Origin of the sequence: Streptomyces sp. NPDC096324 (assembly GCF_044763015.1) — a bacterium.
GTDB lineage: Bacteria > Actinomycetota > Actinomycetes > Streptomycetales > Streptomycetaceae > Streptomyces.
In genome coordinates this window covers 500,374-526,921 of record NZ_JBIWFK010000008.1, presented here as the reverse complement: position 1 = coordinate 526,921, position 26,548 = coordinate 500,374, and the positions used below count along the sequence as shown (strand labels likewise).

Genomic DNA, 26,548 nt, shown 5'->3' with positions numbered 1-26,548 from the left:
CGAGTGAGCGTGCCCCAGAAAGCAGACCCCCGGAGAATGTCCCGGGGAGGGTCAGCCGAGCTACGGCCGGAAGGGATACCGGAAGCGACAGCAGGGCGATCTTGAGCGGCGGAATGCCGGCATCGTACGGTCGCGCCGTGCTGAGTGTTGGCCCTTCGGCGTGCGGCTACCGGCTCGCACGCCGCAGCCGGCAACCCGCTTCCCCGCCTCAGCAGGCCCCGCTGTCCCTTTCGGCCGTATCTCGGCTTCGGCCCACGACGCAAGACGTCACCCGCAAATGCGCAACCTCGGAATCACCGTACGCAAGGCGCCCGTTGCTGCGGAGATGATCGAACCTGACCTGCCCTCCTTCGAACGCCGCTGGCAAGCCGTCCGAGCAGGCAAAGCCGAGACCGGGACACCGGGGAGCGGCAGGCCGGACTCGACTGCTTTCCCGCAGGACCCGGATGCGCAGGAACAGGGCCCCTGCCGAGCCGCCGTTGCGCGGTCGCGCGACCGGTGAGATCACCACGCGCACGGTGCCGTCGGCGCCGAGCGCGTGCAGGCGGCGGCGCACGGTGGCGGGGCTGAGCCCCAGCACCGGGGCCGCCCGCTCCGCGGTGAGGCGGCCGTCGCACTGCAACGCGGCCACCAGCCGCTGATCCATGAGGCGCAACGCGGCCACCAGCCGCTGGCCCATGAGACTCAGTACGGAATCCGCCGATACGCGCGCCATGCAGGCAACCTTCGCTCATTCCGTCGGGGCGCGGCACCCGTCCCGGGGATCGCACCCCAAGAATGGAGAACATCCACCGCGCCCGTCCTGATCGGCTGACCGCAGGCCCCCTCCAAGGCCGTCACCGGCAGCCCTGGAAGGGCCTGCGATGCGACGACGCCGCAGACCCGCCGCTTTCAGAGCACTCCCAGAACGACGATTTGCTACGGAGGTTCAAGTGCCCGCGTTCAAGCAACGGGAGAAAGTACGCTTCGCCAGCGGTGACACCTCGTGTGCCGCCTGGCACTATCCGGGGTCGAACGGCGGCTGTGTGATCATGGCCGGCGGAACCTCGGTGACCAAAGAGCCGGCCTCGGACCTGTTCGCCGCGCGGTTCAACGACGCCGGTTTCGCGGTCCTGGCCTTCGACCACCGACGGTTCGGGGAGAGCGGAGGCGCGCCGCGGCAGATCGTCCGCTTCGACGAGCAGGTCGCCGACTGGCACGCCGCGATCCAGTGCGCGACCGGTTTGCCGGACGTCGACCCGGACATGATCTCGGTCTGGGGCTTCTCGCTCGCAGGCGGCCATATCTTCCGTGTCGCGGCCGACCAGCCGCGACTGGCCTGCGCGATCGCGCAGACCCCGCTGGTCGACGGCCCCGCAGTCGCTCCCCACGCGCTGCGCTCCATGACGCCCCTGGCGGCCCTACGTCTGTTCGGACGGGGCATCGCGGACGTGCTCGGGAGCCGCGTCGGGCGGCCGCCGCTGTTGGTCCCGACCGCAGGACCACGCGGCGCGGTCGCCTCGCTCACCACGCCCGACGCCATGGACGGCGACCGGGCCCTCGATCCCGACCGCCGCCACGCGAACTGGGAACAGACAGTCGCCGCACGGATCGCCCTGCAGATCGGCGCGTACCGGCCGGGCCGCCAGGCCTCACGTATCCGGTGCCCCCTGCTGGTCGTCGTCTGCGACCAGGACCAGAGTGTGCTTCCCGGCCCCGCCATCCGGGCCGCCCTGAACGCTCCTCAGTCCGAAGTGGTTCACCTGACGGGCAGTCATTACGCTCCGTTCCTCGAGTCGCACGAGCAGGCCGTCACGGCGGAAATCTCCTTCCTGAAGAAGCATCTGGAGCCCCTCGATCGGGACCGTAAAGCGTTCGGGTCTGTTTCGTAGTCGGTGGTGACGGAGGGTGTGGTCGGCTCGCGGGGATATGGGTCACCAACGACGGCGCGTCTGCTGCCGGACCGACACCGCCTTGCCGAGGGGAGCAAGACGGTGACCAGGAAGGCTCTGCGGAACGCCTTCAGCGGCGGCCTCAGACGATCGATACCCAGTTGGCCGGGGTGACGGCCGTAGTGCCGTCGGCGTGGAAGTTCGCCGGGCTGACCGCCGGCACACCGTCACTGTGGAAGTTGGCCGGGGTGACCGCCGACACACCGTCATTGTGGAAGTTCGCCGGGGTAACCGCCGACACACCGTCACTGTGGAAGTTCGCCGGGCTGACCGCCGGCACACCGTCACTGTGGAAGTTCGCCGGGGTGACCGCCGTGATGCGGTCGGGGTACTGGTTGACTGCGGCGGCTGCCGGCACGGCAGCGATGGCGGCAACGACGCCGACCGCAGCGGTTGCTGTGGCCAGCCGAGAGATCTTCATCCTGACTCCTGTGTGGGTGCGAATCTTCGTCCGTGTCGATCAAGCCTCTAGCCGCTCGGGCTGCCGTCGAACTCGAGGTACGTACGCCTCCCCGCGGGATCCTCGGTTGACCGCGGCGACTTGGCGGATGACATCCATTCTTGGAGTGCGATCCCCGGGACGGGTGTCGCGCCCCGACGGAATGAGCGAAGGTTGCCTTCATGGCGCGCGTATCGGCGGATTCCGTACTGAGTCTCATGGATCAGCGGCTGGTGGCCGCGTTGCAGTGCGACGGCCGCCTCACCGCGGAGCGGGCGGCCCAGGTGCTGGGGCTCAGCCCCGCCACCGTGCGCCGCCGCCTGCACGCGCTCGGCGGCGACGGCACCGTGCGCGTGGTGATCTCACCGGTCGCGCGACCGCGCAACGGCGGCTCGGCAGGGGCCCTGTTCCTGCGCATCCGGGTCCTGCGGGGAAAACTCGACACGATCGTGGCCGCGCTCGCGGCACGCGAGGACATCCCGTTCATCGACGTCACCACCTCGGGTGACGAGATCTTCGCGGTCGCCCGCACCGAGCCGGGTTCACGCGACCCGCTGGTCTTCCGCCAACTGCCCTCCACCCAGGCGGTGACGTCCCTGCAGAGCGCCACGATCCTGCACGTCTTCCGCCTCACCTCCGAGTGGCGCCACCAGGTGCTGACCGGGCCCGAACGCGCGGCGCTGACCCCGGCCGAGCCGGCTCCCGGGGCGACCGCTTCCGGCTCTCCGGGCCCCTACGGCGTCGACGCCGACGCCCTGGAGCAGTCCCTCATCGACGCCCTCACCCCCGACGCGCGCCTGACCGCGGCCGCCCTGGCCGCCCACACCGGCCACCCGGAGAGCACGGTGCGCCGCCGCCTCTCCCAACTGGCCGCCCAAGGCCGCCTGATCACCCAGGTCCTGGTCGATCCGCGCCGCCTCGGGCTGCCCATCGAGGCCAAGCTCCTGCTGCACGTGGCCCCCGACCATCTGGCCGCCGCCGGGCAGGCGCTGGCCGACCACCCCGCGGTGCACGGCGCGTTCGCGACGTCGGGACCCTCGAACCTGCACGCGGCCGCGTACTTCCCGGACCTGACAGCCCTCTACGGCTTCCTCTCCCGCGACCTGGCCGGCCTGGGCATCACCCACGTCGAGACGGCCATCGTCAGCCGCGCCGCCAAACGCACCCCCGCACCAGTCCAGCCGGTACCAGGTGGCCAGGGCCGGGTGAACGCCGCGTCCAAGAGCTACAACTGACAACGGGCGCGCAACGACGTGCCCGGGGACTGCTCGCTTTCAGGAAGGCCGCGACAACGGTCCGGCCCTGGACCGATCGCGCAGACCTGCGTGGTCCACCTGCTGCGGAACTCCTTCCGCTATGCCGCCCGCCAGGACTGGGACATGACCTGCCCCACCTCTCAGGTTCCAGTTGTGGTGGCCAACTGACAGCCCTTCACGGAAGGCTGGCAGTCATGCCCCGTGCCTATCCTCCGGAGTTCCGCGCGCGCCATCGCGGACCCGGCTCACCCTGGAGGATCCTTCGGAGGACAGTCGACGGCGAGGTGGAACGATGAGCGTCGGTTGGCGTCGAGGTGTGGGACGGGCCGAGGCGGCAGCCCTGTCGGAGGGCAAGGGCACCGGCCATGGGATGGAGCGTCACCTCGTACGGCTCTGGCCCGCCAAGCTCTGAACCGGCCGTGGCGGGAGCGGCAGCCGGTCCAAGGCCGCGCTTTGCCGGCCTGGTTCCTTCATGACCCCGTCGCCGTCCGGAATCCTCCTGTGTGTTGCCTGTGAGATTGACACCGGACCTGCTGAGTCCAAGCGGCTTCTGGTGCGTACTCCCCTCCAACCGCCCCGACCAGGTGACGACAGGTCGGCGGCAAAGCCAACGGGCAGGAGAAGCGGTGCAGCGTGCGGGAAGCATGATGGGAACACTCTTTGTGGGCGGAGCTCTGGCCCTGACGCTCGGCGCCCTCGTCTACCCGGCGATGCTCGGCATCAGCACGACGTCGACCTCGAACGACCGGATCATCGCCAATACACAATGGGGGCCGCTGACCGAAGGCGAGCGGGACTTCGTGGTCAAGGTGCGTGCGGCCGGGCTGTGGGAGCACCCGCTCGGCCTGATCGGCCTGCAAAAGGGAGAGAGCAAGGCCGTCAAAGTGGCGAGCCAGCACCTCGTGGACGGACATGCCGCTCTGGACGTCAGCTGCCGAAAGATCGCGCCGATGCTGAACATCACGCTGCCCAACGTGGCGAGCCCCCAGCAGCAAGGTTTCGTCACCCAGCTACAGGCCGAGTCGGGGCGGCAGTTCGACACCGACTTCGCCAATATCCTGCGCATGACTCACGGTTCCATCTTCAACGCGATCGCCAAGGTTCGCTCGACCACGAAGAACAGCTTGATCCGCGCTTTGGCCGATCAGGCGAACAATACGGTGCTCGACCACATCACCGTGATGGAGAAGACCGGTCTCGTCGACTTCGACACGACGGTCTTCAACCAGACCACCCCACCCAAGCTGCCCAAGTCGGACATGACTCCGCCTCCCCCGGCGCCTGGACAGCCCCAGGTCGTCCTCAACCCGCCGCCGAACCCGACGTCCACCGCACTGGACCTGGGCCCCGCTCTGAACGGAACACAGAACAACGGCGGATAGGACTCCCGGACCAGCCTCTGAAATGCTCATCGCGGAGTCCATGGTCACGGGAACACCGGGCCGAGCTGGTGATCACGGTCGACTCGTGGCCGTCGGGCTGTGCGCACAGCCATCAGCAGTCCGCTCGCCCAGGCCATGCGGACGCATCGGAAGTCCTCGCGTCCGTCCAGTTCGGCCAGAAGACGTTTGACGGACGCTTCGTGGCTCTCCGGCCAGCCGGGCTGGGGGGAAAGGTCGTCGATCAGGTAGGTCCCGCCGGGAGCCACGAGGTCCAGGGCCTGGTCGAGGTGGGTGAACTTGCCTGGCCAGGTGTCGGCGAAGACGAGGTCGAAGGGGGCGTCGTCGAAGTCTTCCAGCCAGGCGCCACCGTCTCCGGATACGAAGGTGACCCGCGGGTCGGCACCCAGTCGCTCCTGGGCGAAGCCTTGGAGGGAGGAGTCGAGTTCGACGGTGGTCAGGCAGGAATCGGGGTCCATGCCGCTGAGGAGCCAGGCGGTGCCTTCTCCGACTCCGGTACCGAGTTCCAGGATCCGGCACCCGGGCCGGCCTGCGGCGAGTGCTGCCAGAAGGCTTCCTGTGCGGTCTTCGCTGGACATGATGAAGCCCGCGTCTCGCGCCATGGAGCGCAATGCCGGCAGGGCCGTCGGGATACGGCTCGGCGTGTCGTCCATGCGCAGATGATGTGGGGATCACGTCATCGCACGCAACGACAATTCCCGTCGCGCGTACCGGCGTCGGCAGGTCATGGACGATGGAAGCCGCCCCCGTCCCGGTGCGCCTCGGCTGCCGTCAAGAGCCTGCTGCGGGAGGCCACGTGGACCGGGAGTCACCGGTGTCCCCAGTCGAGCCGGAGTACGGCCACGTCGTCGGTGTGACGGCCGGCATTCAGTGTCTGGGTCTGGTTGATGAGGCGGTCGACGTGGGCGGCCGGGCGGCAGGTCTCGGATCAGTGCGAGGAGCCCTTCGACGCCGAGCCGCTCGCCCTTCTCTCCGTTGCGTCCCTCGGTGAGGCCGTCGGTGTACAGGGCCAGGGCGCCGGAGGCCGGCAGGGAGACCTGTGTGGCGGGCCAGACACCGACTTCCGGGGCGATACCCAGTGCCATTCCGTGGGCGGCGGTCAGTCCGCCGGTGCCTTGGACAGTGGTGAGGAGGGGTTCGTGGTGGCCGGCCACGCGAACGCCTGCGTGACCAAGCCGGTCAACCTGGAGGAGTTCGAGCAGGCCGTCCAGAGCATCGACGCCTTCTACCTCGACACCGCCACCCACCCGCCGCGCACCTGACCCGGTCTCGCTCGCGACCACGGCCTGCCTGCCGGGCTGTGTGTCTAACCGAAGGCTCTTCCTGCTCCACCGTGACCTTCGCGCGACGTCCGTTTTCGCCCGGCCCGCACGCGGCTGCCGGGAAACCCGGCTTTCACCGTTCACTGCGGCGAGCGCTCGTCGCGCGCACACAGGAACACTTCGTCGACGTAGCACCAGGCCCACGCTTCCTCGCCCGGCTCGGCGGACCGTGCGAGGGGGTGACCGCTCGATTCATGGTGTGCGGTGGCGTGGGCGCCTGGCGCGCTGTCGCTGCATCCCACATGGCCGCAGGTCAGGCAGATCCTCAGACGCGTCTCCTCGCGCCCCTGGGCGGAGCACTCCAAGCACATCCGGCTCCGGGGTGCCGGTGCCGGGCTCCCGTCGGCGGCATGGGGGCAGCCGCGGCCCTGCGGACGGCCACCGTCCGGCCGAACCATCCACTTCGTCATGGTGTCGCCCCTCACCTCCCGGCGGTCGCCGCAAGCAGGTCACACGTACTTCGCGCGTACAGGTACACATGGATGCACGCAGCGGACGTGAAAGCGGAGGGCCACGGCACCTACTCGCAGAACCGCTGCGTCATCACGAAAGCGGTCGACCAATACCTCCGCACGGGCCGCACCCGGCCCTGGATCTGGGCGGTCCTGCTGAACATGTCGCCCGGCATACCGTCCCCGGGGGGAGTCCGGGCCCGGCCTTGTCGTGCGGCGCGCGGCGTCGGAGGGCTCAGTCCCGGGACGCCACCACCCTGGTGAAGGTCAGCAAACGCCCCGTGTCAGCGACGATCGGGTCCTCCTGGGCCGGGCCGGATGTCCACTCCGGGTCGGCGAACTCCGCGCAAGCGCGGTTCCACAGCACCCACTCCCGCCAGCCGCCCTCCAGAGCGTCCGCGGTCTCCACCGTGACCACCCCGCTGCGCTCCCAGGTCCGTCGCCACCACTGGGCGGTCCGGAACGTCCAGAAGTCCGCGTCGGCCGCCCACGGCGACAAATGCTCCGGCACCGGCTCGGCGTCGAGGTCGACCCGAGTGCCCGGTGCCGCCATGGCGATGTGCCCGCCGGGCCGCACGCACCGTGCCAGCGTCGGCAGGTAGCGGACGTCCGTCCCGAAGTAGTGGTAGGCGTCCACGCTCACGACCGCGTCGAAGTAACCGTCCGCGAACGGGAGTGCGTGTGCCTCGACGCTGAGTGGCGTGACCGTTCCCGCGCCGGTGCCGGCTTCCCGTACCCTTCGCCAGTTGTCCCCAGGGGCTATCCACAGGTCGGCCGCTGTGACGTGCACGCCGAACTCCCGGGCCAGGAACACCGAGGTGAGAGCCGTCCCGCAGCCGAGGTCGAGTATCCGCATACCCGGCTCCAGCCGCATCGCGCCGGTGAGCCACTCCATCAGCCACAGCGGGTGCGGTCCCATCACGTTGGCCATGACCCACGCCGGGTCGTACGCCGCGCTCCGCGGATACCGCGGCAGCGTCAACCGCGCGGCCAGCACGCCGGGTTCGGCGACGGGTGACTTCCAGAGCGAGGTCCGCTCGCCCCCGTCCCCGGTTGCTTCCGTTTCCGGCTTCCGAGCGACGATCCGGGCGAATCCCAGCGTCCGTCCCGCGTCCGCCCGCAGCATCGCGGCGACGCCGGCCGAGCCTCGCTCGGGGTCGGCCGCGAGGACAGCCTCCTCCCAGGCGAGCCAGTTCGCCGCGCCGTCCGGGAGGAGGTCCGCCCGGTCGACGTCCACCTTCCCCGAGGACTCCCACAGCCGCCGCCACCACCGCGGGGTGTGCCAGCCGTTGTACTCCCGGTCCCACCACGCCGCGAGGTGCTCGGGCGCGCGTCCGTCCAGCTCCCGCGTGGTGCCCGGGGTGACGACGCCGATCTGCCCGCCGGGCCGGACGAACCGCAGAAGGGACCGCAGGAACCAGTGGTCCGTGCCGAAGTACTCGTAGGCGTCGACGCAGACCACCGCGTCGAAGTACTCCTCGGCGAACTTCAGGTCGTGCGCGTCGACGCTCAGCGGGACGACCGAGTCCTCGACGCCGGCCGCGCGGATCCGCTCCCAGTTCTCGGACGGGTCGATCCACAGGTCTGCGGCAGTGACATGGACGTCGTACTCGCGGGCGAGGAAAACGGAAGTCAGGGCGCGCCCACAGCCGAGGTCGAGGACGCGCATGCCGGGACGGAGGTCCATCGCGGCGGTCAGCTCATCGACGAGCCAGAGGGCGTTGGGCCCCATCTGGTTCTCGAGTACCCAGTCGGCGGGGTAGGTCGCGGCGCGAGGTGCACCGCGGACAGCAATGAGGTCTTGAAACTTTGTCAGGTCGATCGAAGAGTCACTCATGGCGAGAGAAGGGTTCCTTGTCGAGAGATCAAGGACCCGGAGAACTGAACGGACGAAGGGTCGCGGCGTCAGCCCCGGGCCCGGAAGGCGGGGATGGCGGAAGCACTGCACACGGCAGCACCGAACCCGACGGTCATCAACCCACCTCCTCATGCCTCGAACAGCTCTCAGACCAACGTCGTGCACCGTACCAGACCGCCGTGAGAGCCGAAGGTGACATGACGCGCCGTGTTTGCGCCTGTGCCCGTCTGGCAGCGTGAAGGGGCTTCCGTCACGGACGTTCGGGGCCGCCCGCACGGGTCGGTCCGTGTCGTCGCTATGAGCGGGCGCGGGCGACGACCCTCGGGATGATGAGGTTGTGGAAGGGCTGGATCGCCTTGAAGTACAGGTGTCCGGCCCGCCGGTGATAGCGGACGACCGTGGTGCACACGCCTTCCAGGCCCGCGGCCGCCTCCCGTACGGCGAAGGATGTGCGGAAGTCCAGGTGCTTGTCGTCGTCGCCGGCGAGCACCTCGTCGTCGGAGACGGTCAGGACCCGGAAGGGGCCCAGCCGCGCTCCGGGTTCGACCCGGATCTCCTCGGGGGCAACGCGCTTTTGGACGTGCAGCCCGAACGGCGACATCAGCTTGTCTCGCACGGTCAGCAGGCCGTGCACCCACTCCGGTGTCCCGGCCAGCACCGTCCGGGCGAAGTCCGGGGCGCTGGTTCCCGGGGCCAGGTCCACCGCGACCGCGTCGACGTGATCGCATCCGCCCAGGCTCACCACTGCCGCGTCCACGACGGGTTCGACGCTCCTGCGTACGCGCGTTCCTGCCCTGTGCCCCATGGTTCGTCCCGTCCCCTCGTACGCGCGGTCACGACTCCTGTGCGTGGCAGCGCAGTCGGACCGACCGTAGCGCTCGTCCTCGTTCAGCCCTCGGTACCGTCGTCAGCACCGCTGTGCCGGCACGCCCTGACCGTGTCCTTCTCATCAAGAGGACCGTCCGGATGCCGCTCCCACTTGGCCCGCTCACCCAACGCGCGGATGCGCGCATGGGCCAGGCCGCCCTGAATGCAGTGGCGCCTGTTGCGGGAACTCGGTGCAGCACAACTGACAGCGTGCACGCCGTCCTGATCCTCCGCCTCACCTTTGACCTGAACTCAACCCCTCAACCCCCAGCATTCACCGGGGCCACCAGTGCGCCGTCAACCGTCGCACCCGGCCCTGGAGGAAGCGCGTCGGGAGAACTGGACTTCAACGGCCGCTCGTTGGAGCTGAATGAAGGCAATGCCGTGACCGGGGTGGCCTCGAGTTCGGTGGCCGGAGCTGTCCTAGTCCAGGACAGCTCACCGAGAGCCCGTGCCCGCTCTCACGCTGGCCAGTTGCTCCAACCCCGGAAGTGAACCGAAAGCCACTGTCACCGCGACGAAGACACCCGAACTCAGCGCCACCCAGAAGCGGGCGGTGTGCGTCGACGCGTGGTCCAAGGCCATCGACAGAAGGAACGCCGACACCGACGCTTTACTCAACTCCGACCCCTCGGACGAGATGCAGGCATGCCTGGACAACCCGACGTGCACAGCCTTCCCGCTGCCCTAGTGTCCTGCACCTGGGCGACGTGCGAGACGGCGAATGTGCCCTCAGTCGGCATCCCGGCCTGTTGTTCGACCAGCCTGGAGCACATGGAGCACATGCTTGATGATCTGCGCTTCGGCTCACTCGGGCGCCAAGACGGTCGTATCCGTTCCCGGTGTGGCCGGTGGAGAAGCTCGATACCTCTGGTCTTCAGGACGTCGAACACGATCAGGTGAACGGGGTGGTGCCATTGCCGCAGAGCACCGCCGCGCGAGCGCCGCACCAGCAGGCAGGCGGTGACGGTGGCCACCACCAGCGGCGCCGCTGCTCCGGGCTCCTCCAGGAAGTCCCTGACCCGAGCGTCGTAGCACCGCGGCGGTCGCACATCGTCCGCTGCCGACCGGACATCCCCTGTCCAGCGTGCCGGGCCGGCCATGTCACACGTACCGGGTGCCGGTCACCATGAGCGTCTGATCGGCGAGAGCGACGATCAGTCCGAGCCATTCATGCAGCAACGAGGACAGCACCGCGGCCTCCGTCCGGCCGGTCACGCTCCGACCATGTCCGGCAGGCTATGGTGACGCGCCGTCACCATGCGGCTGATACAGGCACTTTGATTCCCATCGGAGTCGGTGCCGTCGCGGCCACATCACCTGAGCCGGCTGTCGGCTGCGGTGTGCCGCCTTGCCATGAGCGGTGTGTCGCTGGTCCTGCCAGGTGGCGACAGTGCCGGGACGGGTGGCCGGAACCCCGGGGGCGTGAGCGAGGACACGTTCCTGCGGTGGCGGACCGTCTGACAGCGTGGCCCCGGGTCCCGGCGGATACCTCGCCGGGACCGGCAACCGGCGCTGCGTGCACTCACGTGGTGTCACGCGGGCGCGCGGCGCGCCGTCCGACGTACGGGGAGAACACATGAGGCGGTCGAGCCGCTCCTTACCCTTGTCCACATCCAGGCCCGCAGCTACCGGTCCTCCGTCCAGACGCACAGGTGCATCGACGTCGGCGTCGTCTGTATACACATCCCTGCTCACCGCCCTGATGACGCTCGTCGCGGCGGCGGCGCTGGCGATCCTGCCGACGGCATCCGCGCAGGCGGCGCCGCTGAACATCACCCCGTTGATCACCTACAACATGCTCGGTGCCACCAGCGGGCAGGACAGCAAGTGGACCACCACGATCGGCGACTACATCCAGGCCGCCGAGATCGTGACGCTGCAGGAGGCGGGCCCGACGCCGCCCGGCCTCCCGGTGAACAACATCACCGTCCCGGGGCTGCCGCCGGTGGGCCGGGCCGGCTTCATCCAGCACCACCGCTGGCAGTTCGGACACGCGTCCTACGAGGTGTACTTTCTGCAGACCGACCGCTGGGGCGGCAGTTACGTGGGCGGCCGCAACAACATCGCCGTGGTCACCCAGCGCGAGCCGGACGAGGTGACGGCCGTGCCCAGCCCGGTGGCGGGCGGACGGGCCGCGCTCGGCGTGCGCTTCGGCGACGACTGGTACTTCACCTTCCACGGCCGGCCCACCGGCACCCAGGAGCCGGACAACGAGTCGGAGCAGATGCTCGCCGACATCGCGTCCTTCGTGAACCGGGTACCGGGCCGGGCATGGACGGTCGGGGCCGACTTCAACAACGAGCCGGGCCGTTTCCCCGTCCCCGTCGGCGCCCAGATCTACAGCACCGGCCTGCCCACCCACGACCAGCACCGCGAGCTGGACTACGTGGTGTCCTCCACCCGCATCCAGGACCATCCCACGCGGCGGCTCAACGGCGCCTCGTCGGACCACTACGCCGTCGCCGTCGGCGGACTGCGCGCGTCGGCTGAGCCGCACTCCCTGTTCACCAGCCCGCGCTCCATCGAGAACATGCAGAACGGCGGAGTGCTGCGGAGCGCAATGGACGGCTCGCGGGACGGCGAATCCGTCACCACTGCCGACCGCGACGGAGAGCCCGGCCAGCACTGGGACCTCGAGTACGACGGCACCCAGACCGCCCGCATCCGGCTCGCCGGAGGTCGGTGCCTCAACGCGGAGCCGGACAGTCCGGGCCACTACATGCCCGTGCTGCGCGACTGCTCCGCCCACTACGGCCAGCGCTGGCGGCTGCTGTCGTTCGGCAACGAGCAGTACCAGATCCGCAGCGCCGCACTCGGCCTGTGCCTGGACGTCGGCACGTCGCACAGCCCGCAGGACACCTCCCGCTTCCAGCTCGGCCCGTGCCAGAACCTGGACAGCCAGCACTGGTACCTCGCACCCACGGCCGACTCCAACCCCAACGTCAACTTCTCCACCGGCGACCTGCCCGTGGCCCACTCCGGGCCCTTCGGTCTGGAGAACATCCAGACCGGCCGGATGATGGCTGCCGAGCCCCTCGGACTGCCCGGCACGCATGTACGCGCCTACCTGCACCGCAACCAGCCCAACCCCAACCAGGAGCAGTGGGTCCCCCAGTGGACCAGCAGCACGGAACTGCGGATGCGGGACCCGCTGACCGACCGCTGCGCGGAGATGGTCCCGTTCGAGTCGCAACAAGGCCTCGCCGCCGTCGACATGCAGCCCTGCAACAGCTCCCTCGCCCAGACCTGGGTCGTGGACCCGGTCAGTGAGGACACGTTCAGGCTGAAGAACAAAAGCATCATCTTCTTCCAGGTCGGCTGTCTGGACCTCGCACCGCGCGGCAGCTTCACCGGCGACATCGTCGACGCCACGGACTGCGCCTCTCCCAAGGCCTCCCAGCGCTGGTTCTTCGCCCCCTTCGACACCACCGGCGGCCCCGACGAGCCCGGGGACTCGACCACGAAGCCCCCGCTGAAGGTGATGGTGGTGGGAGATTCCATGAGCGAGGGCATGGAGGGTGACTGGACCTGGCGCTACCGGCTGTGGCAGTGGTTCAAGGACCAGCACGTGCCCGTCGACTTCGTCGGCCCGTACCGGGGCACCAAGCAGCCCGATCCGACCGGGCCTCCTGCCCCACCGCGGCTCCAGAGCGAGCCGCCCGAGAACCCGTCGGTGGCGAACCCACCCGTCTTCGGTGCCTACAGCCAGGACATCGAACCCGGCTTCGACAGCGATCACTTCGCCGTATGGGGCCGCCAGGCCGCTCAGGACAAGGACCTGATCGGGCCGATGGTCGCGCAGTACAAGCCCGACCTGATCCTCTTCGGGATCGGGTTCAACGACATGGGCTGGCTCGTCAGCGACGCGCACGGCACCCTGGACAGCATGAAAGTCCTGGTCGACCGAGCCCGGGCGGCCAAACCGGACGTCAAGATGGCCGTGGCGAACGTCCCGCAACGTCTGTTCATCGACGGCCGGCAGGACCTGGTCGACAAGACCGATCAGTACAACGCCCTGCTCAAGGATGCCATCCCGACCTGGAGCACCCCCGCCTCCCCCGTGAAACTCGTCGACTGGGCAGGGGGATACGCCTGCGCACCGGCCAAGTGCTCCGCCGGATACGACGGCCTGCACCCCAATCTCATAGGTGAGTACCAGATCGCCTACGCATATGCCCGCACCCTCAACCGGGAGTTCGGGATCGGAGAGTCGGTCCCGGAGAGCATCGCCACGTTTCCCGACCGCCCCATCTCCCCGGTGTCGGGCCTCAAGGCGGAGTCCGTCCCCAGCGGCATCAAGGTGACCTGGGACCCGGTGTTCGGCGCCCGCGGCTACGCCGTCCGCTACCGGCTCGTCGGCGCGGCGAACTGGAACGAGGTGGTCGTGCCGTCCAACCGGTTCGACACCACCTGGACCGAGGACGGCTGGACCTGGGAATACCAGGTCCGCACCTACAACTACACCGACGGCGCGTCGGCATGGAAGCCGGCCACCGCGACCGCGCACCCCGAGACGGCGCCCCCGCCGCCGAACATCAGCACATCGCCGAACTCGACGGGCATGGACGTGTACTGGGACACGCCGACAGGCCCGCACACGGACACCATTGACCGCTACGAGGTCATCACCTGGGACAAGGACGTGCCGGGCGGGTACGTCGCCAGTACGGCGGTCACGAACAACCAGGCGCGCATCAACGGCCTCGTGCCCGGCCACCACTACCTCGTCGCCGTCGCGACCTGGAACAAGGCGGGCGGCGGCATGCCCGGCATGGCCCGGTCCGTGACCATCGGCGCGGGGGTACCACCGGTCCCGACGGACGTCACGGTCACGTCCCTCGACGCCACCACTGTCCGGCTCAATTGGAAGGGATCCCCGGAGGCGGCCGGGTACCGGGTGTGGGTACGCAACGTGAACGAACCCGAAGGCTCGAACACGCAGGACCCGTACATCACGGACAGCCCCGAGCACCAGATCGCCTTCCTGTTCCCGGGCAACTGGAACTTCGAGTTCTGCATCAGCGCGTTCAACGGCTCACTGGAGTCCGGCAAATCCTCCTGCGTCCACGTGCCGATGCCGCCCCCGTCGACCGACGGAAACCCCCCACCGTCCAACAACAGTGACAGGGCGCAGAATGCGGCCGATGAGCCCCTGCTGGAACTCGGCCGAGCCGCCGCCGCGCAGAGGAACCTGGACGCAGCAGCACCCATCGGCTGAAGCCAGGAGTCACGTGACGTGCTCGCGGGCCAACCCGGCCCGCGAGCACAACCGCGACCGAGCACCCATGAACCCCGCCACACCAGCAGCCGCACCAGCGAAAAACACGATGGTGGATCTTCAGTGACGATCCGACTCGACCTCGGTCAGTCGATGCCTTCGACGATGCGCAAGTCGCACTCGACGCCGTCGGAGAGGGCGACCAGCGCCTCCTGGCAGGCCGCACTCTCGTGCGCCGCGACGGCCGGACCGGCCAGCTTGTTGTGAGCAGGCAGCTTCTCAGGGTCTGAAATGGTGCGGTAGGCGCTGACCCAGTAGCCCTTGGGCATGGAACCTCCCGTGTTGGGATGAGTGCATCTGGCTCACGGGTTGGTCTCGGACGAGCGTCGGCGGGCGAGAGCGAGGCTTGTCAGCGTGGTGATCACCATGGCACCGATGCCGACCAGCGCCGCGGTCGTGTAGGCACCGTCGTCGGGGAAGAGGTGGCCGGGGCCGGTGCCCGCGGCGAGGATCAGGCCGCCGATGGCGCTGCCCAGGGAGTACCCGACGCTGCGGACGACGTAGTTGAAGCTCATGGCGCTCGACGTCTCGCTCTTGGGGGTGACGGCCAGGATGACGCCGGGCATCGCGGCCGAGAAGCCGCCGACGCCGAAGCCGAGCACGCCCATCGCCGCGAACAGTTCGGCCAGGTCCGACCGGGCCGCCGCGAACAGGGCGAACCCGCCGCCGACCACGACGGCGCTGCCCGCCAGGAGCAGGGGGTCGGCGATCCGCGTCCGGACCCGCGGCGTGAGCTTGCCGGCGACGAACCCCAGCACCGAGAACGGGATGAGGACCAGCCCGGCGACGAAGGTCGTCAGCCCGAAGCCGTATCCGGCGCCGTGCGGCGTCTGCGCGTACCGGGTGATGAGCGTGAGCAGGAGGTACATGCCGATCCCGCCGACGAACATGGCGAGATTCGCCCCGGCGACCGCCGGGTGCCGCACCGCCCGCACATCGACCAGGGGCGTCGTGCCGCGCAGCTCGATGACGGCCCAGACGCACAGCAGCACCACCGCGACGACGGCAAGGCCCGCCGCCACGGCGAGGTGCCGGCTCCACAGATTTCGTTCGCCGGCGAGGAACAGCACCAGGAGCAGCGCGGCGGCCAGGACGATCGCGCCTGCCACGTCCACGTGGGCGGAGCGGCCTTCGGGGGCTTCGGGCATGGAGCGCCACGCGGTCAGGAGGGCGGCGGCGGTGACAACCAGGCCGAGGCCGTAGGCGGCCCGTACCCCGCCGAGCTCGGCGAGCAGTGCGGCCAGCGGGTAGCCGACGCCGGCCCCGATGATCGAGACCACCGAGATCAGGGCGATCACAGCCGCGCCGCGCTCCTCGGGGAGGTGGTCCCGGGCCACGCCCATCATCAGCGCCGTCAGCCCGAGCCCGACGCCCTGGGCCGCCCTGCCGGCCAGCAGCCACGCGAACGGCAGCGGCAGCACGGTGAGCGCGCTGCCGGCGACGACGACCGCCAGCGTGGCGAGGACCGTGGCCCGCCGGTGCGGGCCGGCTCCGAGCCGGCCCAGGACCGGCGTGGCGACGGCGCCGCTGAGCAGCGCGACGGTCAGCGTCCACTGCGCGCTGCCGAGCGAGACGTGGAACGACGTCGCCACGCTGGTGATGAGCGGCGTCCCGAGGCTGGCGACCGCCGCCACGACCAGGGCGATGAACATCAGGGCGGGCACCAGCAGCCGCGCCTCGGAACGCGCCGCAGCCGGGAGCGCCTTGACCACGACCCCCTCGACCGGCCGGCCGGTCACCGCTTCGGCCCTTCGCGGTCCTGGCTTTCGAGCTCTGACAGGTGCTTCAGCGCCGGAAGGGCCGCCACCAGCGCCTCGACCTCGTCGCCGGTGAGCTCGCCGATCAACCGCTCGAACGCGTGGACGCCCGCCTGGCGTCGCGTCCCGACATAGGAGGCGCCGGCCTCGGTCAGGCACACCAGCGTGACCCGCTTGTCGGACGCGTCACCCCGCCGCTCGACCAGACCGGACTCCTCCATCACCCGGACCAGGGCGGTCATCGCGGGTTGGGTGACGCCTTCGACCGCGGCCAGATCGGTGATGCGCCGCGGGCCGGTCCGGTCCAGGGTGGCCAGGGTGGCGGCGGACGTCAGGCTCATGTCCCGGGGCAGGCGTCTCGCGGCCCTGGTGGCCAGGCCGTAGAGGGCTGCCCCGATGGCGGCGGACGCGCCAGGAGTGGTGTCTTGACGACTCATGCCCGAAGCATAGCAATTTTATATTCATGGTTTATGGAAATGTCGGCACCCCCGCCGGCCGCGGCCGCTCCGGGGCGAGCGGAGCGGCCGCGGCCGGCGTGATGGTCGGCGGGCCGTGACCGGGGGTGGGCGTCGTGAGCGTCAGCGGGCCGTGCCGAAGTCCTGTGTCCAGTAGTTGCCGGGCTGCGCCACCCCCACGCCGATCTCCTTGAAGCCGCAGTCCAGGATGTTGCGCTTGTGGCCGGCACTGGCCATCCAGCCGGCCATGACCTGCTCGGGCGTGGAGTACCCGTACGCGACGTTCTCGCCGTAGCTGCTCCAGAGGTAGCCCGCGCGCGTGATCCGCTGTCCCGGGTCGGACCCGTCGGAACCGGTGTGCGACATCGTGTTGTGGCTCGCCATGTCCACGCTGTGGGCCTGGGCGGCCTGCGAGAGCTTCGCGTTCAGGGCGAGCGGGGAACAACCGACCTTGGCGCGCTCGCTGTTGACCAGGGCGACCACACGGGCGACGGCGGCGGACGCGGGGGTCGCCGTGCCTGCGGCGGGAGCCGTGGCGGTGGGCGGCTTCGGCGCGGCGGTCGTCGTCGAGGGGGACGCGGCAGTCGTCGTCGAGGGGGACGCGGCAGTCGTCGTCGAGGGGGACGCGGCAGTCGGCTTCGGCGCGGCGGCGGTCCTCGTCGGGGCGGGCGGGGTGGTCGCCTTCGTGACGGGCGCCTTGGGCTTCTCCGGGGCGGGCGCCGCAGTCCTGGGAGAGGTCGTCGGCGAGGCCGAGGGCGAAGCCGTCGCCCTGGGCTTCGCGGTCCAGGCTTCCCGCCCCCGGTGCCCGGCCCAGGACGTCTTCCTCCCGTCCGTCCGGTGTCCGTCCCAGGACGCCTTCCTCCCGTCCGCCCAGGGACTGCTGGACGTGGCAGTGGTGGCCTCGGCTCCTCCATCGCCCATGCACGCCATGGCAGCCGACGGCACCGCCACCGCGCCCATCGCCAGGACGGCGACGGCTATGGGCCGGCGACGCGTCTTGCTGCGGTGCTTCCTGCGGTTCCTCATGCGGACCTCGTTCGGTCGACTCTCCTCGCGCCTCCGGCGGGCTCGGTTTCGCACAGACACTGCGCTTGACCTGCGGGGACGCCTTGCGGGCCGTCATTGTTAAAAGCCGCGGGAGGACACGGCAACGGGGGCTTTCCACTACCTCGCCTAGTAGACGAGGGGCACCCTTGAATCCGGCCCGGGACTGTGCCGGGCCGCCGCGCCAGACACCGACGGCGCCTCACACTTCGTCAGAAGGACGGCAGAGGCGGTCCGGCAGCTCGAGGCCGGTAACCCGGCCCGGCAGCCCCGGCCGAGATGTCGTGTATGCCTGCTTCCATACGCCAGATCCGCCTATATCGGCCACACGCCACGTACTATCGCGGCACGTTGATGGGGACCGGGCGCGTGAGGGATGTCACCGACGTCGTGTGCAACGGCAGCACTGTCCAGTTCTGGGCCCTGCTGGTCGTCCGGACCACGTGCAAGGGCATCGTCTGGCGGCCGTCTCAGTGTCGTGCCCAGCGGTCCACGGAGTCGTCGCAGAGCACCGCGCATCCGCCGTCCGAAAAGCCCCTGCCGCAGAGCCGGGTACTGGCGCATGTCGCCGCGGCACGTCGGGCAGTGCCGACCGTCCTCGGGCGGAGCGGACAACTCGTATTCCCCCTCCTGGCCGGTGACGGGCAGCCCGCACCGCTCGCAGGGCGGGGTGGGAGCCGGTGCAGGGTTCGGAGCGGATCCGTCGGGTCAGGTGTCAGGTGTCAGGCGGGTACGGTCCGAACGGGGCATGCACTACCGGGACGAACGGGGCAGGCACTACCAGGACGAACGGTCATGCGGTGGATCGGGCGCGGTCGAGGTAGGCGGTCAGGGCGTGCCAGGTGTCGGCCGGAGCCGTCGGGTCACCGGACATGGCGGCCGGCTCGTGCTGCCAGGCGGACCGCACCGCGACCGAAACGTCACTGTCGCCCCCGGTGAACAGCGAGCTCAGCTCATCCATGCGTTCCACCAGCTTCCTCACCTGGGGCGCCGCCGGCTCCACCCCGGCGGTCCGCAGCGCCTCGGCCCTGCGGTACAGCTCCGGCCACTCGACCTGAAGCAGGTAGTAGGCGGCGGGACCCAGCGCTGACGCCCGGTCATGCAGAGTCTGCATCTGGTCGTTGTCGAGGTGCCGCCGCAGCGCCTGCTTGCTCTCCGGTCCCGTGCTGCCCATCGTCTGGAGCGCGCCGATCAACGCGGAGATCTCCGGTGCCTGGTCGGAGACCAACTCGCCGTGGATGTGGGCCAGCCGTTGCCTCAGGGTCTCAAGGGCCGCGATGGAGGCTTCGACGCCGGCCAGGTGCTCGCTCACCAGTCGGACCGGGTCGACTCCGGCATCCAGGCACGTGGTGATGCTCTCCAGCCCCAGTCCGAGACGACGCAGCGCGAGTACCTGATACAGGCGGATCACATCCTGCTCGGTGTACTCACGGTGTCCGACGGCCGTACGCCTGGAGGGACTGAGAAGCCCGATCCGGTCCCAGTGATGCAAGGTACGAACAGTCAGCCCACTCGCCTCGGCAAGCGTTCCGACTTTCCACGTCTGGTCGATGCCCATGCCTCAACGATGCTCCCTGACGTCGCGTGAGGTACAAGCCTGCTCGGCCTGGAGGTCGTTCTCTCTCGTTGAGAACGACCTCCGCCAAGCTGTCTCCATTGGCTGGAGCAACGAGGAGTCCGGCACCGCGCTCGATCAGGGTGGCCCGGCCGCCGCGCGGGGAACCAACCACACGGCGGACCGTCACGAGGCGAACGTTGCCAGCGCTCGCGTCAGTTCGGCGTCGTACTGATCGGCGTCGAAGTGAAAGGCCGGAGGGCGCGCCGCATCAACCGGCACCTGCCAGTCAGACCACTCCACGATCCCGCCGCGACGCTGCACGAACACGGACAGGTAGCCACAGCATCCACCCGTGCACTTGGGCTCACCCAGCACTACACGTCGTCCCTCGTCTGTCGCCCAGAGGGGACCCGGGCCATCAGCGGGCAGTGTCTCCTCCGCGAACGGGCCGCGGCCTCCCTCTCCGATTGCCGCTGCCACCACGTCCTCACCATCGATCCGGAGAGACATCTGGGCAGCCCATCGGGAGCCCGGTGGCAACACACTGACCGAAAGCCGATGGAACACCGCTGCACCCTACGTGAGTAATGGAACGAGGCGGGCCTGCTGGTGAAGGTCCACTCCCGGTCGTCGAAGACCAGGAAGTCGGGCCGAGCGTCTGGAATTTCGCACCCAGGGTGCGCCCGCTGCCCCTTTCCGGGGTGGAGCGGGGCAGCGGTCGCACCTCGGCTGCCCAAGGGTCGTTCGACTGGCCGGCCCCAGGGCACTGATGTCACGACAGACAGTCCCGAGCGTGGCGCCCTGTTGCTCGCGTTCCTCCGTAAGCCTTTCATCCTCTCCGGAGCTCGAGCGTGATCGGAGTGGTGATCCGGACCTTGACACCCGGGCCGGGCGTACTGGAAACCACGGTCCAGGCCCCCAACCCGCTGCCCGCGTCGGTCATCACGTCATGTCCGTCGGGCGCCACGGCCTCGATGTTGTCGAAGCACATGAGGTCCTTGCCGAGCGGGTCGAACGGCCGGCCCTCGACGTCGGGCATGGGCTGGGGCCAATCCTGCGCCCGGCAGCGGGCGTTGACACTGTCGGCGGCGTACGTGGGCGACGACTTGGAACGTCTGGACTGCGCGGCGCTGCTGCATGCGCCGAGGACGGAGACGAGCAGTGCGGTGACGGCGGCGATGACGGCACGGCGTTGCATGGCGGGTTCTCCCAGGCTCGGGCTGGCTACTTGATCGTTCCGGTCCGGTGAGGGTCTTCGGCCAGGAGGTCCGCCTGGTCACCCCTGCGGCCAACAGCGACGGATCTTGTGTGCAGGGTCCCCCCAAGGACGCCTTTGAGCGCCGCCATTCTGGCGCCTGTGTGACTCGGAGTGGATGATCGCGAACGCTTCGTGTCCTTGCTGTGACCCGCGAACCAGCGCCAATGCCCTCACACCCTGGCTAACGGTCCCCGATGCCGGGTCCTGACACCCTGGCCAACGGTCCCGATGCCGGGGTCCTGACACCCCGGACGCAGGTCACGGATGCCGGGGTCTCTCACACCCCGGTTGCCGCGGGTGCCGGACTCTCGGCCCGCAGCCGGCGCCAGACCGATCGGGGGCAACGACCTTTGGGGCGGCCGTCGGTGAAATCCTGGTACGGAACCCTGAGCGGCTGAAGGCCGATCTCGACCCAGTGGTCCTTGCCCGAGGTGAGGTCCCAGCCTTCGTTGGGCATGCGGATGTGGTCGTCGCGGTGGTCCTTGTTCTGGCTGGTGATCTTGAGGACCTCCGCGTAGTGGGGACGGCTCCCGATGACCACGCAGTAGCGTTCCTTGCTGCCCTCGTTGTCCCGGAACGGAACCACCGCGTGCCAGATCTCGCCCGGCCCCGGGCGACGGCTTCCCGAGGGGAGACCGCGGTTGTCCCACCGGCGCACCGCCACCCGACACAGGTACGCGGTGAGACCGGCGGCACCGCACTGCGCCATCGCGCGGGCACTCCACTCCGGCGCGTCGAACCGGGCCGCGGCCCAGTGGGCGGCGATCTGGCCGAGCACGAGCACCGCTGCCGCGCGAACGACGACGATCCATCGGGCGACGGACCCTCGGCGGCTCGCGAAAAGGGCCACGCCCGCGGCGGCGGCGACGGGTACGCCGTAGAGGACCGCGTACTGCACCGGGCCCTGGACGTGCAGTGGAGGATCCTGAGACGCCATCAGGTCGGGCAGGGTGACCGGCAGCGCCAGGGCGTAGCCGACGGCGGTCCACAGGTTCAGCAGCAGATACCCCTTGACGGCCACGCCCAGGCAGGACGTGTTGGTGCGACGAGCCACCGGATCCCCTCTTCGTCTGTACCGGGTGCCGAATTATTCGGGCCGCCAGGACCCCGCGGGACGCGAAGTCGGGAGTTGCCGGGCGGTCCGCGGTCCGTGTGCTAAGGCCCCGCGCGGGTGTCACGCGCCGCCGGATCGGCCGCCGCGGGTGCCCCCGGTGTGCGGCGTTCGGGTCATAGCCGTCACGTCGCGTGCGAGCCGGACGGCGATGGGACGGCGGGGCGGACGGACAGCCCATAGCCTGGGCCGGCCGGGAGATCAGTCGACGTCTGGAGCAGCGCGTGGCCGGGCTGACGGTGTGGCAGCGGCTGGGAAGGTGGAGGCCCCTGCTGCCGGCGGTTCTGCTGTGCACGGCCGTGGTGATCGATTTCGCCACGCCGCCGACTGTCAGCGCCGCCGCTCTCTACGCGGCAGCGATCCTCACGGCCGCTCCTCTGCTGTCCCTGCGCGGGACCGTCGTGACCGGGGTGACGGCGTTCCTCCTCGACCTGGCCATGTTCGGGTACTTCGGCTTTCACGGAACCGCCACCGAGTTCAGCGAACTGGCCATGGTCGCGACGGTGGCCGTGATCTCGATCTTCCTCAATCGCCTTCTCCACCATCTGCACAAGCAGCTCCGTTCGGCCCGTGACATCGCCGCCGCCGTCCAGCGGGCCGTCCTGCGCGACCCGCCGGAGACGAGCGGGCCGCTGCGGTTCGCCGCCCGGTACGAGGCCGCGCAGTCGGACGCGCAGATCGGCGGAGACCTCTACGCGGTGGTCGATACGCCGTTCGGCGTGCGCTGCGTGATCGGCGATGTGCGCGGCAAGGGTCTGAACGCGGTCAGGGCCGTCGCGGACAGCATCGGCACCTTCCGTGAGGCGGCCCTGCAAGAACCCAGCCTCACCGCGCTCGTGGAACGGCTGGAGCGAGCCGTCGCCCTCGAGATCGAGCAGTCGGGGGGCGTGACCGAACTCGAAGGGTTCATCACGAGCGTGGTCGCGGAGTTCCCCCGGCACGGGAACCAGGTCCGCCTGGTCAACCGCGGTCACCCGGCACCCATGCTGTTGTCGCCGGATGGCGTGCGGTATGTCGAACCGAGCCGGCCGGCGTTGCCCCTGGGCCTGACCGCTCTCGCCGCCGGTCCGGAACCCGTCGACACGGTGACGTTCCCGGAGGGCGCCACTCTGCTGCTCTACACCGACGGACTCACGGAAGCCCGGGACACGAGGGGAGAGTTCTACGATCCGGCCGGCCGGTCCGACCTGACGCGGTACAGCCGTCCGGACGCCCTCCTCGACGCCCTGCTGGCCGACGTGCACCAGCACACCGGCGGCCGGCGGACCGACGACATGGCACTGCTGGCGATCACCCACGAGTCCGAGACCGCGTAACGCGCGCGGGCCGGGCGACGCCGGGGACCCGATTCCGGCCACGGCGGGGCATGGGATGCTCCCGTGATCACAGCCGTGCCGGTAGGGGAAGATCATGGCAACACTCGAGGAGATCAAGGCGCTACTGGGAGACCCCGGATTCCATTGGTCCGATGCCGCTCCCTGGACGCGTCTGGAGCAGGAACTCGGGGTCTCCTTCCCCGCCGATTTCCGGGCCCTGACCGACGCCTGCGGGCCCGTCCTGATCAGCGGTGGGCCGTACGACTGGCTCTTGGCGTACCTGAAGGGCGACGACGTCATGGCGGGCTCCTCCGTCCCTGACCGCCCGTTCTACGAGCCCCTGAACTAGACGAGGTCCGGGAGTCGCCCCGGTCGCGGAAGGCCGTTCAGCCACCTGATCCGCTCAGGCGTCGGCGACGGCGGTCTCGGCGGGGCGTTCCGCGACGTGCCGACGAGGGGCCCGGCGTCCCGCGAGGCGGCAGCCGAGGCAGTCGCTGTGACCGTCGCGGGCGGTGACGTCTCTGACCCGCCAGCCCCACTGGGCCACCGGACGAGGGCCGCTCGGTTTGCCCCAGCCCGCCAGGTGCAGCATCCATGTGGCCAGCGCCGCCAGGACCAGCACCGCCACTCCGGCGAGCACGAGAAGTCCCGACGCCCTGATCATCGCGAGTCCGCAGAACCCGAATCCCAGCGCCGCGATGCCCGCACCGCTCCAGCCGGCGACCGTGTGGCCCAGGTCGTGGTCGTCGTCACCGTGGATGAACATGATCTCGCCCCTCGAGAGCTGTGAAAATGGTAGGGATGACCCCATCGCGAGATCTCTTACCTCGCGAGCTAATTATCTTAGATACTAAGAGGAACCGTGAGTGATCACAAGGCTCGCCCGGCCGCGACGGCGGACCACGCGCTCTACGCCATGGACCGGATGATCGCCACGGCCCAGTTCGGACAGCAGGACATCGCCCGCCGGATGGGCCTGAACGTCACGGACCTCACCTGCCTGGGCTTTCTCATGGAGGCGTCGACGGCCGGCGAATCACTCGTCGCGGGCGATCTGGCGGAACGGGCCAGGCTCACCACCGGAGCGGTGACCGGAGTGCTGAACCGCCTGGAGAAGGCGGGCTACATCCGGCGAACCGCGGACCCGGGCGACCGCCGACGCGTGTACGTGGTCATGGAGGAGACCGCCCAGGAACGCGTTCTCGAGATCTACGGCCCCGTCTACCAGCGACTGGCGGCGCTCTTCGCCGACTACGGGCCGGATGAGATCGCCGTACTGGCGGACTGGTTCACCAAGGCCCGCACCATGTTCGACGAGGCGTTGCACGAGATCCGGGAGGGAGTGCCCACGTCACCGCCCGCCGACGGGACTCCGTCTCATCGAGGGTGACGATCCCGCGCCCCGCGAAGGCGGTACTTGTCGTGGCCGTGACCGTGGTCTCCCCCGACACCGAAGCCGAGTCACAGCAACAACGGCTCCTGTCAGGACCTCTCAGTACGACATGGCGCGACCGCCGGCACAGCCACGGTGGTTCGTCTCCGTGCGAGGATCGCGATGTGAACGACATACGTTTTCGCCTCGCCACTGAGCCCGACGTGGCTTCCGTCGTTCGTCTGCGTGACGATGCCGCTCGATGGATGCTCGCTCACGGGATCACCGGCCAGTGGCAGCCGGGTGAACTGGGCGAGGATCACTTCCGCAGAGTCATGACGAGCGGAGAGGTCTGGGTCGCGGAAACCGCCGACCGTCTGGTCGGGGCTTGGGAACTGTGGTGGGCCGATGATGACGCCTGGGGGCCACAACCACCCCTGGCCGGCTACGTCCACCGCCTCATGGTGGACCGGACCAATACCCCTCCGGGAACGGGGCAGTTGCTGCTCCGGGCCGCCGAGCGTCGGGTGGCTTCGGCAGGACGGGCGTTGGTGCGCCTGGACTGTCTCGCCGGAAACGCCCGCCTGAACTCGTACTACCTGAACGCCGGCTACCAGGTCGTCGGCCACAAGGCGGGCAAGCCCCAACCGGGCGGCATTCGGAAGTCGTTCACCCTTCTCGAAAAGGCCGTGCCGGTTCACGGCGCGGAGCCCTCGCCCATCTCCACGGTGACGACCGACGGTTGACATTCGGCACCAATGGCTGGGGCGGGCTCCACCACCGGCGAGATGTCCGGCCGCAATGCCGTATCCCCGGTGCGGGGCCCACGCTCTCCCGCGAGGGCCCGCCGTCTACGCAGGGGGTCAGGATCCGCCGACGGACTCTACGACGTTGTCGGCGCTCACCGCTTCGTCCTGCGCGATGCCAAGGAACCGCTGGACCGTCTGGATCGGCATGTCGAGCCCCTCCGACGCCTCCTGCATGCCGCCGAACACCTGGACCGCCTCGGCGACCGCCATGGCCACCTCGACCTCGGCCTTGCGGACCTTGGCCTCGGCCTTGTCCACGGTGTCGACGACCGCCAACTGACGGCGCTGCTTCTCCTGAAGGCGCTGCTTGCGCGACAGGGCTCTGTCGGAGTTCGAGTTCTGCACAGACATGGCCAAGATCATAATCAGTTGCCGGCACACCCGTGAAATCCGCAACTCGCCCGCACCGCGTGGACATTCACGCTTCGAGGCAAGGCCCCATAACACGCGCCGACCCGGCACTCGGGGCACCAGCATGAGCTCCGCGTCGACGGCGTCGACCTTGGCGCACAAGGACCCGTCGACGACGACGCCCCGACCTCTCCCCCCACCGCCCCGGTTCTTCGACTCCGGGAGGTCCGCTGTCGTTCGCGGGGCTCGTCCCGTCATTCCGCCCGGCCGTGGGGGCCCGCCTCCAAGGTCGCGCGAAGGCCGGCCAGGGTTGCGCCGATGCGGGCGAGGTCGTCGGCGGGAACCGTCGCGGTCAGTGAGGTGAGCTCGCTCTCGACGATGGGGCGGGAAGCGGCCAATCGCTCCTGACCCTCGGATGTGAGGCGCAGGACGGACGAACGACGGTCCTGGGGGTGCGCGACCCGTAGGCACCAGCCCGCGGCCACCAGCCGGTCGACCGCCTTGCTGACGGCCCCCACGGTGATCGCCAGTTCGCCGACGATGTCGAGCACGCGGCACCCGGGCACGCGGTCGATGATCTCCAAGAACTCGAACTGCCCCAGTCCCAGCCCTTGTTCGGCGCGCAGCCGGGCGCTCACCGCGTTGTAGAGCCGAGTCTCGACGCGGACCAGGTCGATGAAGATCGGGGTGATGTGGCTCACATTGGCCTTC

At 69.5% G+C, this 26,548-nt stretch carries 27 protein-coding genes and 1 pseudogene; 10 read left to right on the top strand and 18 right to left on the bottom strand.

Annotated features, from left to right (window positions below):
* Positions 1-208: 208 nt before the first annotated feature.
* A complete protein-coding gene (locus tag ACIQ7M_RS24820; RefSeq protein WP_403648092.1) occupies positions 209-715 on the bottom strand; it encodes an AsnC family transcriptional regulator in 507 nt (168 codons plus the stop codon).
* Between the two features lie 148 nt (positions 716-863).
* Between ACIQ7M_RS24820 and ACIQ7M_RS24815 the strand changes: the two genes are divergently transcribed.
* Positions 864-1,871, top strand: coding sequence for an alpha/beta hydrolase (locus ACIQ7M_RS24815; protein WP_403648088.1), 1,008 nt, complete (start codon positions 864-866; stop codon positions 1,869-1,871).
* A gap of 142 nt (positions 1,872-2,013) precedes the next feature.
* Here ACIQ7M_RS24815 and ACIQ7M_RS24810 read toward each other — a convergent pair whose 3' ends face one another.
* Positions 2,014-2,352: a hypothetical protein gene (locus tag ACIQ7M_RS24810; protein ID WP_403648085.1), complete on the bottom strand. Its 339-nt coding sequence runs from the start codon at positions 2,350-2,352 to the stop codon at positions 2,014-2,016.
* Positions 2,353-2,552: 200 nt separating this feature from the next.
* On the opposite strand from ACIQ7M_RS24810, the gene ACIQ7M_RS24805 reads away from it, so the two are divergent.
* Positions 2,553-3,605: an Lrp/AsnC family transcriptional regulator gene (locus ACIQ7M_RS24805; RefSeq protein WP_403648082.1), complete on the top strand. Its 1,053-nt coding sequence runs from the start codon at positions 2,553-2,555 to the stop codon at positions 3,603-3,605.
* Positions 3,606-4,273: 668 nt separating this feature from the next.
* Positions 4,274-5,008 carry a DUF4142 domain-containing protein gene (locus tag ACIQ7M_RS24800; RefSeq protein WP_403648207.1) on the top strand — a complete coding sequence of 245 codons (735 nt, stop codon included), beginning with the start codon at positions 4,274-4,276 and terminating at the stop codon, positions 5,006-5,008.
* A 44-nt stretch (positions 5,009-5,052) separates the two neighbouring features.
* Here ACIQ7M_RS24800 and ACIQ7M_RS24795 read toward each other — a convergent pair whose 3' ends face one another.
* Together ACIQ7M_RS24795 and ACIQ7M_RS24790 are read right to left on the bottom strand one after the other, a co-directional pair.
* On the bottom strand, positions 5,053-5,679 hold the full coding sequence (locus ACIQ7M_RS24795; protein WP_403648079.1) for an O-methyltransferase: 627 nt from the start codon (positions 5,677-5,679) through the stop codon (positions 5,053-5,055).
* Positions 5,680-5,834: 155 nt separating this feature from the next.
* Positions 5,835-6,186, bottom strand: a pseudogene (locus ACIQ7M_RS24790) (SpoIIE family protein phosphatase); the annotation flags it as partial.
* On the opposite strand from ACIQ7M_RS24790, the gene ACIQ7M_RS24785 reads away from it, so the two are divergent.
* Positions 6,166-6,288, top strand: coding sequence for a hypothetical protein (locus ACIQ7M_RS24785; RefSeq protein WP_403648213.1), 123 nt, complete (start codon positions 6,166-6,168; stop codon positions 6,286-6,288). The pseudogene ACIQ7M_RS24790 and the gene ACIQ7M_RS24785 sit on opposite strands and share 21 nt — an antisense overlap.
* Positions 6,289-6,428: 140 nt before the next feature.
* On the opposite strand, the gene ACIQ7M_RS24780 is transcribed toward ACIQ7M_RS24785, so the two are convergent.
* From ACIQ7M_RS24780 to ACIQ7M_RS24770, 3 genes are all read right to left on the bottom strand, one after another.
* Complete coding sequence (locus tag ACIQ7M_RS24780; RefSeq protein ID WP_403648204.1) at positions 6,429-6,746, bottom strand: UBP-type zinc finger domain-containing protein; 318 nt, start codon at positions 6,744-6,746, stop codon at positions 6,429-6,431.
* Positions 6,747-7,035: 289 nt separating this feature from the next.
* Positions 7,036-8,637, bottom strand: a complete 1,602-nt coding sequence (locus ACIQ7M_RS24775; protein WP_403648076.1) for an SAM-dependent methyltransferase — start codon at positions 8,635-8,637, stop codon at positions 7,036-7,038.
* A 316-nt stretch (positions 8,638-8,953) separates the two neighbouring features.
* Positions 8,954-9,415 (bottom strand): DUF2867 domain-containing protein, encoded by a 462-nt coding sequence (locus tag ACIQ7M_RS24770; protein ID WP_403648073.1) that lies wholly within the window; start codon positions 9,413-9,415, stop codon positions 8,954-8,956.
* Between the two features lie 561 nt (positions 9,416-9,976).
* Between ACIQ7M_RS24770 and ACIQ7M_RS24765 the strand changes: the two genes are divergently transcribed.
* On the top strand, positions 9,977-10,216 hold the full coding sequence (locus ACIQ7M_RS24765; RefSeq protein WP_403648070.1) for a hypothetical protein: 240 nt from the start codon (positions 9,977-9,979) through the stop codon (positions 10,214-10,216).
* Between the two features lie 1,014 nt (positions 10,217-11,230).
* Positions 11,231-14,746, top strand: coding sequence for a ricin-type beta-trefoil lectin domain protein (locus ACIQ7M_RS24760; protein ID WP_403648067.1), 3,516 nt, complete (start codon positions 11,231-11,233; stop codon positions 14,744-14,746).
* Positions 14,747-14,892: 146 nt separating this feature from the next.
* Here ACIQ7M_RS24760 and ACIQ7M_RS24755 read toward each other — a convergent pair whose 3' ends face one another.
* The 8 genes from ACIQ7M_RS24755 to ACIQ7M_RS24720 all read right to left on the bottom strand — a co-directional run bounded on the left by ACIQ7M_RS24755 (position 14,893) and on the right by ACIQ7M_RS24720 (position 21,932).
* Positions 14,893-15,075: a hypothetical protein gene (locus ACIQ7M_RS24755; RefSeq protein WP_403648064.1), complete on the bottom strand. Its 183-nt coding sequence runs from the start codon at positions 15,073-15,075 to the stop codon at positions 14,893-14,895.
* Positions 15,076-15,108: 33 nt separating this feature from the next.
* A complete protein-coding gene (locus ACIQ7M_RS24750) occupies positions 15,109-16,545 on the bottom strand; it encodes an MFS transporter (protein ID WP_403648061.1) in 1,437 nt (478 codons plus the stop codon).
* Entirely contained in the window at positions 16,542-16,904 is a 363-nt protein-coding gene (locus tag ACIQ7M_RS24745) for a MarR family winged helix-turn-helix transcriptional regulator (protein ID WP_403648201.1), read from the bottom strand. Before ACIQ7M_RS24745 ends, ACIQ7M_RS24750 begins: the two co-directional genes overlap by 4 nt.
* A gap of 237 nt (positions 16,905-17,141) precedes the next feature.
* A complete protein-coding gene (locus ACIQ7M_RS24740; protein WP_403648058.1) occupies positions 17,142-18,044 on the bottom strand; it encodes a CAP domain-containing protein in 903 nt (300 codons plus the stop codon).
* Between the two features lie 811 nt (positions 18,045-18,855).
* Entirely contained in the window at positions 18,856-19,620 is a 765-nt protein-coding gene (locus ACIQ7M_RS24735) for a MerR family transcriptional regulator (protein ID WP_403648055.1), read from the bottom strand.
* 183 nt (positions 19,621-19,803) lie between these two features.
* Complete coding sequence (locus ACIQ7M_RS24730; RefSeq protein ID WP_403648053.1) at positions 19,804-19,947, bottom strand: hypothetical protein; 144 nt, start codon at positions 19,945-19,947, stop codon at positions 19,804-19,806.
* A 502-nt stretch (positions 19,948-20,449) separates the two neighbouring features.
* On the bottom strand, positions 20,450-20,818 hold the full coding sequence (locus ACIQ7M_RS24725; RefSeq protein WP_403648050.1) for a hypothetical protein: 369 nt from the start codon (positions 20,816-20,818) through the stop codon (positions 20,450-20,452).
* Between the two features lie 337 nt (positions 20,819-21,155).
* A complete protein-coding gene (locus ACIQ7M_RS24720; protein WP_403648047.1) occupies positions 21,156-21,932 on the bottom strand; it encodes a hypothetical protein in 777 nt (258 codons plus the stop codon).
* 281 nt (positions 21,933-22,213) lie between these two features.
* On the opposite strand from ACIQ7M_RS24720, the gene ACIQ7M_RS24715 reads away from it, so the two are divergent.
* Both ACIQ7M_RS24715 and ACIQ7M_RS24710 read left to right on the top strand, forming a co-directional pair.
* Complete coding sequence (locus ACIQ7M_RS24715) at positions 22,214-23,305, top strand: PP2C family protein-serine/threonine phosphatase (protein WP_403648044.1); 1,092 nt, start codon at positions 22,214-22,216, stop codon at positions 23,303-23,305.
* Between the two features lie 94 nt (positions 23,306-23,399).
* Entirely contained in the window at positions 23,400-23,654 is a 255-nt protein-coding gene (locus ACIQ7M_RS24710; RefSeq protein WP_403648041.1) for a hypothetical protein, read from the top strand.
* 54 nt (positions 23,655-23,708) lie between these two features.
* On the opposite strand, the gene ACIQ7M_RS24705 is transcribed toward ACIQ7M_RS24710, so the two are convergent.
* The gene (locus ACIQ7M_RS24705) at positions 23,709-24,071 is read right to left on the bottom strand and encodes an HGxxPAAW family protein (protein WP_403648037.1); all 363 of its coding nucleotides are present in this window, start codon (positions 24,069-24,071) and stop codon (positions 23,709-23,711) included.
* A gap of 96 nt (positions 24,072-24,167) precedes the next feature.
* Here ACIQ7M_RS24705 and ACIQ7M_RS24700 point away from each other — a divergent pair, with 96 nt between their 5' ends.
* The gene (locus ACIQ7M_RS24700; RefSeq protein ID WP_403648034.1) at positions 24,168-24,695 is read left to right on the top strand and encodes a MarR family winged helix-turn-helix transcriptional regulator; all 528 of its coding nucleotides are present in this window, start codon (positions 24,168-24,170) and stop codon (positions 24,693-24,695) included.
* 167 nt (positions 24,696-24,862) lie between these two features.
* Positions 24,863-25,423 (top strand): GNAT family N-acetyltransferase, encoded by a 561-nt coding sequence (locus tag ACIQ7M_RS24695; protein ID WP_403648031.1) that lies wholly within the window; start codon positions 24,863-24,865, stop codon positions 25,421-25,423.
* Positions 25,424-25,540: 117 nt separating this feature from the next.
* Here ACIQ7M_RS24695 and ACIQ7M_RS24690 read toward each other — a convergent pair whose 3' ends face one another.
* Both ACIQ7M_RS24690 and ACIQ7M_RS24685 read right to left on the bottom strand, forming a co-directional pair.
* Positions 25,541-25,837, bottom strand: a complete 297-nt coding sequence (locus ACIQ7M_RS24690) for a hypothetical protein (protein ID WP_386988460.1) — start codon at positions 25,835-25,837, stop codon at positions 25,541-25,543.
* A gap of 254 nt (positions 25,838-26,091) precedes the next feature.
* Positions 26,092-26,538, bottom strand: a complete 447-nt coding sequence (locus ACIQ7M_RS24685; protein ID WP_389845476.1) for a MarR family winged helix-turn-helix transcriptional regulator — start codon at positions 26,536-26,538, stop codon at positions 26,092-26,094.
* Between the last annotated feature and the right edge of the window lie 10 nt (positions 26,539-26,548).